This is a genomic window from Streptococcus handemini (genome assembly GCF_040984445.1).
GTDB classification, from domain to species: domain Bacteria; phylum Bacillota; class Bacilli; order Lactobacillales; family Streptococcaceae; genus Streptococcus; species Streptococcus handemini.
The window spans coordinates 1-6,950 of sequence record NZ_JBFRYH010000086.1; the positions used below are offsets into that span (position 1 = coordinate 1).

Here is a 6,950-nt window from a genome sequence, read left to right on the forward strand (position 1 = left end):
CCTTGCGTCAAAATATGACAGGGGCTAAACAACATAATCATTGGAAATTGTTGGCTATGAGACGAACTATTGAAACTCGATTTTCAGAACTTTGTGCTCTTTTTGATGTCGAACAGACATTAACTAGAAGCTTAACAGGATTGCAGTTGAGAATTGAACAAATTATACTTGCTTATAATTTGAGATACTTTGAGATTAACTAGCACCACGAGTTATTATATTTTTTATAGGAGATACACACATCATGGAAGACCCTGGTAGTCAGCCCATTCAGTTACAAATTTTATTATTGCTCTTGTTGACCTTGCTCAATGCCTTTTTCTCAGCTTCTGAGATGGCCTTGGTTTCTCTCAACCGTTCCCGTGTGGAGCAAAAAGCGGCTGAGGGAGAAAAGAAATTTATCCGTTTAGTAAATGTACTAGAAAATCCCAATCATTTTCTATCGACCATTCAGGTCGGAATCACCTTTATCAGTATTTTGTCAGGTGCGAGCTTGGCAGGTGATTTAGGTGCTGTATTTGCTGATTGGTTGGGGAATTCTGCGACAGCACAGACTGCTGGTTATTGGCTCGCACTTGCCTTATTGACCTTTATTTCCATCGTATTAGGAGAACTATATCCTAAGCGGATTGCGATGAATATGAAGGAAAATTTAGCGGTGATTTCAGCACCAATTATTATCTTTTTAGGGAAAATCGTCAGCCCCTTTGTATGGCTCTTATCAGCTGCAACTAATCTCATTAGTCATCTTACGCCCATGCAATTTGATGATGCAGATGAGAAGATGACCCGTGACGAAATCGAGTACATTTTAACCACCCAGAGTGAGGAAACCTTAGATGCAGATGAAATTGAAATGTTACAGGGGATTTTTTCACTTGATGAAATGATGGCGCGTGAGGTCATGGTACCACGTACGGATGCCTTCATGGTCGATATTGAAGACGATACAGCAACGATTATGGCGGAAATTTTGAAGCAGAATTTCTCGCGGATTCCAGTTTATGACGGTGATAAGGATAATGTTGTTGGTTTGATTCATACCAAGCGTATCTTGGCTGAAGGCTTTGCAACTGGTTTTGAGAATTTGAATATCCGACGGATTTTGCAAGAACCGCTCTTTGTACCAGAGACGATTTTTGTGGATGATTTATTAAAGGCTTTGCGCAATACCCAAAATCAGATGGCTATTCTGCTTGATGAGTACGGTGGTGTGGCAGGAATTGTGACCTTAGAAGATTTGCTTGAGGAAATCGTTGGGGAAATTGATGATGAAACGGATAAGACAGAAATCTTTGTTCGAGAAATCGGAGAACATACCTATATTGTTCAAGGAAACATGACCTTAAATGACTTCAATGAACATTTTGGGACAGAGTTGGAAAGCGATGACGTAGACACGATTGCAGGATTCTATTTGACAGGTTTAGGCACTATCCCAAGTCAAGAAGAAAAAGAAGCCTACGAACTAGATCATCATGGCTATCATCTAGTCATGATCAATGATAAGGTCAAAAATGGTCGTGTGACCAAGCTGAAAATTATGCTTACACCGCTTGAATCAGAAGAAGATGCAAAAGACTAAACACTTGTTTAGTCTTTTATAGCGTTTTCATGATATAATAGAAAAATCAAGAAGTGAGGAAGAGAAAATGGAAGCAATCGATTACAAAAATGTAACAGGTTTAGTGCATTCAACCGAAAGTTTTGGTGCTGTAGATGGTCCTGGCATCCGCTTTGTTGTCTTTATGCAGGGATGCCATATGCGCTGCCAGTATTGCCATAACCCTGATACTTGGGACTTGGTCAATCCTGCGGCAACCGAGCGGACAGCAGAAGATGTGCTCAACGAAGCGATTCGCTATAAGGGATTTTGGGGAAAAGAAGGCGGAATCACCGTATCAGGTGGGGAAGCGACCATTCAGATTGATTTTTTGATTGCCTTGTTTACGTTGGCAAAAGAAAAAGGAATTCATACGACCCTTGATACTTGTGCCCTAACTTTCCGCAATACACCAAAATATCTGGAAAAATATGCCAAGCTCATGGAAGTAACCGACTTGGTCTTGCTGGACATCAAGGAAATGAACCCAGACCAACACCGCTTCGTGACAGGCCATAGCAATAAAACCATTTTAGAATGTGCTCGTTATCTCTCTGATATCGGTAAGCCTGTCTGGATTCGCCATGTGCTGGTGCCAAACTTAACAGACCGTGATGAAGATTTGATTGAACTCGGGAAATTTGTTAAGACCTTAGACAATGTTGAGCGTTTTGAAGTCCTTCCTTACCATAACCTAGGTGAATTTAAATGGCGGGAGTTGGGACGTCCCTATCCACTAGAAGGAACCAAGCCACCTACCAAGGCCCGCGTAGAAAATGCCAAAAACCTGATGGACACCGAAAGCTATCAGGACTACCTGAACCGTGTGCGGGGGAATTAAAATCGTTATGCAAGTTGAATGGAGTACCTTCCTAGCTCGTTTGGCCTAATCCTAAATGAAAAGGGAAAGACTAAATCTAATGAACAATTAAAAATCCTTTCAGAATAATTTCTGAAAGGATTTTTTGTGCTTCGAAAAGTTTCTGAAAACCAAGACCGGCGAGACAAGAGTGGACGTAGTTGTAGGACTTATTCAATTCACGATACAAACTGCCACAATTCTCCATTGGGGAGAAGGGTGATGCTTCCTTTTTGTCGCCGAATGATGGTTTTCGTGTTCCGTTCTCGGACAATCACTTCTTCAACATATTCAGGCTCTTCCACCCATTTTGATGTATAGAAATATTGGTCATCTAAATATTCCAAACATTCATTTGTTTCCCATTGGCAGACGTCTTCGACAGGCCATAGGATATGGGTTCTGAAGTGATGAATTTCATGTTTGATGAGTGTAAAAGGACTAATCGCGAGACGAACATTGATGAGATCCCCTGCTTTCTCAAATGGTAGCGTGGTCAGCAGGGTCAGCTCATCTTCCGAAGGACGATACTGATAGGCTTGAATGATTTTTCGGTGAAAGTCATAGCGCAACAAGCCAAATGACTGGGAAGCGGGATCATAAACTGGATTTTCCAGATACATCATCGGCTCTTTTGGAAAGGGCTGATAGACTTTTCGAGTGTGTAAATCAAAGAGATATAATTCCGTTCCTTGATAGTCTAGTTTTTCAACGAGAATATCATTGGCATCCGTATAAGAGGGGGATTTCCCAAAAGCCCAATTGCTTGTGCCATCAAGGAGTTCGGGAATAATCGACTCAAAACCAGATAATGAGGTAATCTGCATCCTTAGCTCCTAAAAACTCGCATCATCCACGCTGTCCAACCAATCGCTAGCTGCCTTGGTGGTTGCAAGAAGAGCTCCTTCTTTAAATGGCGATTCAAGATTTGCAGCTGCAACGACTTGAAGGAAGGATTTTGTTCCACCGAGGTCACAGATACGAAGATAATCTTCCCAAGCAGTTTCGTCCTTGTCTACTTGCGTGCGTTTCCAGAATTGGAGGGCGCAGACTTGAGCAAGGGTATAATCAATATAGTAGAATGGGCTAGCAAAGATATGCCCCTGACGATACCAGAAGATACCACGGTTGAGTGCTTCTGATTCAGAGAAATCACGGTCAGGAAGATAGAGCTCTTCCAAACGTTTCCAAGTTGCCTTGCGTTCTGCAGGTGTCATGGTTGGATTTTCATAAATTTCATGTTGGAAATGATCGACCAGAACTCCATACGGCAAGAAGAGAAGCGCTCCTGCTAGGTGACCAAATTTGTATTTATCTACTTGTTCTTTAAAGAAACGATCCATCCAAGGCCAGGTCATAAATTCCATAGACATGGAGTGGATTTCACAGGTTTCATAGGTTGGCCAAATAACTTCAGGACTAGCAATCCAACGTGAACGATAGACTTGGAAGGCATGCCCAGCTTCGTGAGTCAAGACATCGATGTCGCCACTTGTTCCATTGAAGTTCGAAAAGATAAACGGACTCTTGTAATCTGGAATATAGGTACAGTAACCGCCGCTATCTTTACCAGTTTTTGCAACCAAGTCAAGCAGATCATGTTCCACCATAAAGTCAAAGAATTCACCTGTTTCTGCTGACAATTCGTGGTACATTTTTTGTGCTTCTCCGACGATAAAGTCAGGATCTCCTTGTGGTGCGGGATTACCGTCTAGGAATTCTAATGCCAAATCATAGTGTTTGAGGCTTGGCACCTGAATGCGTTTTGCCTGGCGTTCACGTAATTTTTGCACGATTGGCACGACATGCTTAAGGATTTCTTCACGATAGACCTTGACCATATCACGGTTGTAGTCAAAGCGGTTCATTGAGACATAGCCATATTCGACATAATCTTTAAAGCCAAGAGTATGGGCAATCTCAGTCCGAACCTTGACCAATTCATCATAGACACGGTCAAAATCTGCTTCTTTACTTGCAAAATAAGCTGTTGAAGCATCAGAGGCAGCCTTGCGGACGGCACGATCAGTTGATTGGGCAAATGGTGCCATTTGGGCAAGGTTGTAAGTTTGACCTTGGAAGTCAATCTTTGCTCCTGCAATCAAGTCCCTGTACTGGTCTACGAGCTCGTTTTCTTTTTGGAAAAGAGGAATAGCCTCAGAGGAGAAAATCTTTTGCTTATTTTCAGCCAACATGAAGAAGGTTTCTGGTAAGAATTCACTTAATTCTGCACGGTATGGACAAGCTAAAACAGCTTGGTAGTAGGCAGTTGTCAATTCTTCAAAGAGGGGCAGATGCTCATTCCAGAATTTGGTTTCCTCATTGTAAAATTCATCCGTCATATCAACTGTATGGCGAATATGCCACAAGTTCATCTGCGTGTCGAGGGTCGAATTGATGGCTGTAATAGCTTTGACCACCTCAATGGTTTTTTCTGCTGAATCTGCTGTTTGCAATTGCTTTGTTAGATGAGATAAGTCTTCTTTGACGAGGGCATAATCAGGACGTGTATAGGTATAATCTGTAAATTTCATAAGTATTTCCTTTCTATTGTTCTATCTACTATCTTACTCTTTTTGAAAACGTTTTGCAAATCGGGAGTGAGGAATGATTTGCAAGTGCCTGAAAATATGCTAAAATAGAATGAATAATGTTTAAAGAGGTAATAGAACATGTCAAAATTGTTAGTTTTTGGTCACCAAAATCCTGATACAGATGCGATTGCGTCTTCGTATGGTTGGGCTTATTTAGAGCGTGAGGCTTTTGGTCGTGATGCGGAAAACGTAGCGCTCGGGACACCAAATGAAGAAACAGCCTTTGCTCTGAATTATTTTGGAGTGGCAGCACCGCGCGTGGTAGAATCTGCTAAGGCAGAAGGTGTAGCGCAGGTCATCTTAACAGACCATAATGAATTCCAGCAATCTATTTCTGATATTAAAGAAGTGGAAGTAGTTGCGGTTGTTGACCACCACCGTGTGGCGAATTTTGAAACAGCAAATCCTCTTTACATGCGGTTGGAACCAGTTGGATCAGCTTCATCAATCGTTTACCGTGCCTTCAAAGAAAATGGCCTCACACCGCCAAAAGAAGTAGCAGGAATGCTCTTGTCTGGCTTGATTTCAGATACCTTGTTGCTCAAATCACCAACGACTCACGCAAGCGACCCACAAGTGGCTACAGAATTGGCAGAAATCGCAGGGGTCAACTTGGAAGAATACGGTCTAGCGATGCTCAAAGCAGGAACCAACCTTGCTAGCAAAACGACCGATGAATTGATTGACATTGATGCTAAAACCTTTGAACTAAATGGCAATGCCGTTCGCGTAGCGCAGGTTAACACGGTTGATATCGCTGAAGTCTTGGAACGTCAAACAGAAATTGAAGCAGCCATTGAAGCAGCAAGTAGCGAAAATGGCTACTCTGACTTTGTCTTGATGATTACAGATATTGTTAACTCGAACTCGGAAATCCTAGCAATCGGACAAAACATGGACAAGGTTGAAGCAGCCTTTAACTTTACACTCGAAAACAATCATGCTTTCCTTCCAGGGGCTGTTTCTCGTAAAAAACAAGTGGTTCCACAATTAACCGAAAGTTTTGCGAACTAGACCAGTAAATGAGCAAAGTCCTATTTGGTAGACCAGATAGGACTTTTTGTGTGGTATAATAATCTCATGATTAAAGTCTACAATCCAACCAAGTTAGCCCGTACTGCTTTTTTTCAAGATCTCATTCAATATCTGAATCAGCAAGATGATGTGACCCTACGGCAGATAAAAAAAGAATTTACAACGGCTCCAAATATAGACCGACAATTGGACCGGTTGATTGAAGCTGGCTATATTCGTCGAGAAAATCGTCGTTACTATACTGCTTTTTCTTGCCTAACGAGCCTAGAAAATGTGACCTTAGACCAAGAAATCTTTGTCGAGACAAGTAGTCCTGTATTTGAGGAATTAAGCCGTGCGACCTTTACGGTTGCAACAAGTAATTCCACCAACAAGGTCATCATCGAGGAAGAAGTTGATGCGCTTCGGGAGCGCTTGACCTTATCTTCTTATTTTTACAAATTGTCCAATCAGCTTCCCTTATCAGAGGAGCAAGAGGTTCTTTATCAGCTCTTGGGCGATGTTAATAAAGACTATGCCATGAAGTATATGACTACTTTTTTGTTAAAATTTACACGGAAAGAAAGGGTTATCCAACGGCGGACAGATATTTTTGTCAGAGCCTTGGAAATCCTAGGTTTTATCAAGGAAGTTGATGCGCAGACCTATGCCTTGAGCATGGAGTTGGACAAGGAGAATTTGGTTTTTAGAACAAAATTTGCTAATAGATAGAAAAACTGACAGGGATTAGTCTGAACGGCTCCCTGTCAAGTAGACAGTCAAATAATAAAAGATACTAAGCAACCTGATTCCTGAATTCCCAAGGAGTCAGGTTGTTTAATTTTGTTTGATAACGTTGTGTATTGTAAAACTGGATATA

Annotated in this window: 7 protein-coding genes and 1 pseudogene; 5 read left to right on the plus strand and 3 right to left on the minus strand. The window is 41.7% G+C overall.

Annotated elements, in window-relative coordinates; translation table 11 throughout:
• From ABPH35_RS09930 to pflA, 3 genes and pseudogenes are all read left to right on the plus strand, one after another.
• Positions 1–203 (plus strand): annotated as a pseudogene (locus ABPH35_RS09930) (IS982 family transposase); the annotation flags it as partial.
• A 41-nt stretch (positions 204–244) separates the two neighbouring features.
• Entirely contained in the window at positions 245–1,585 is a 1,341-nt protein-coding gene (locus ABPH35_RS09935) for a hemolysin family protein (RefSeq protein ID WP_349989561.1), read from the plus strand.
• A gap of 67 nt (positions 1,586–1,652) precedes the next feature.
• Positions 1,653–2,444, plus strand: coding sequence for a pyruvate formate-lyase-activating protein (pflA, locus tag ABPH35_RS09940; protein ID WP_349989560.1), 792 nt, complete (start codon positions 1,653–1,655; stop codon positions 2,442–2,444).
• Between the two features lie 197 nt (positions 2,445–2,641).
• Here pflA and ABPH35_RS09945 read toward each other — a convergent pair whose 3' ends face one another.
• Together ABPH35_RS09945 and ABPH35_RS09950 are read right to left on the minus strand one after the other, a co-directional pair.
• Positions 2,642–3,289, minus strand: coding sequence for a hypothetical protein (locus ABPH35_RS09945; protein WP_349989559.1), 648 nt, complete (start codon positions 3,287–3,289; stop codon positions 2,642–2,644).
• A gap of 9 nt (positions 3,290–3,298) precedes the next feature.
• The gene (locus ABPH35_RS09950; RefSeq protein WP_349989558.1) at positions 3,299–4,996 is read right to left on the minus strand and encodes a M3 family oligoendopeptidase; all 1,698 of its coding nucleotides are present in this window, start codon (positions 4,994–4,996) and stop codon (positions 3,299–3,301) included.
• Positions 4,997–5,134: 138 nt separating this feature from the next.
• Between ABPH35_RS09950 and ABPH35_RS09955 the strand changes: the two genes are divergently transcribed.
• Complete coding sequence (locus ABPH35_RS09955) at positions 5,135–6,070, plus strand: manganese-dependent inorganic pyrophosphatase (protein ID WP_349989557.1); 936 nt, start codon at positions 5,135–5,137, stop codon at positions 6,068–6,070.
• A 66-nt stretch (positions 6,071–6,136) separates the two neighbouring features.
• On the plus strand, positions 6,137–6,802 hold the full coding sequence (locus ABPH35_RS09960) for a DUF1803 domain-containing protein (protein WP_349989562.1): 666 nt from the start codon (positions 6,137–6,139) through the stop codon (positions 6,800–6,802).
• Positions 6,803–6,866: 64 nt separating this feature from the next.
• Here ABPH35_RS09960 and ABPH35_RS09965 read toward each other — a convergent pair whose 3' ends face one another.
• Positions 6,867–6,947 carry an IS3 family transposase gene (locus ABPH35_RS09965; RefSeq protein ID WP_349988131.1) on the minus strand — a complete coding sequence of 27 codons (81 nt, stop codon included), beginning with the start codon at positions 6,945–6,947 and terminating at the stop codon, positions 6,867–6,869.
• Positions 6,948–6,950 lie beyond the last annotated feature (3 nt).

Bases quoted from the DNA above. Each gene is read 5' to 3' on its own strand.
- ABPH35_RS09955 (WP_349989557.1), top strand. From the start codon at position 5,135: ATGTCAAAATTGTTAGTTTTTGGTCACCAAAATCCTGATACAGATGCG.
- ABPH35_RS09935 (WP_349989561.1), top strand. From the start codon at position 245: ATGGAAGACCCTGGTAGTCAGCCCATTCAGTTACAAATTTTATTATTG.
- pflA (WP_349989560.1), top strand. From the start codon at position 1,653: ATGGAAGCAATCGATTACAAAAATGTAACAGGTTTAGTGCATTCAACC.
- ABPH35_RS09945 (WP_349989559.1), bottom strand. From the start codon at position 3,289: ATGCAGATTACCTCATTATCTGGTTTTGAGTCGATTATTCCCGAACTC.
- ABPH35_RS09960 (WP_349989562.1), top strand. From the start codon at position 6,137: ATGATTAAAGTCTACAATCCAACCAAGTTAGCCCGTACTGCTTTTTTT.
- ABPH35_RS09950 (WP_349989558.1), bottom strand. From the start codon at position 4,996: ATGAAATTTACAGATTATACCTATACACGTCCTGATTATGCCCTCGTC.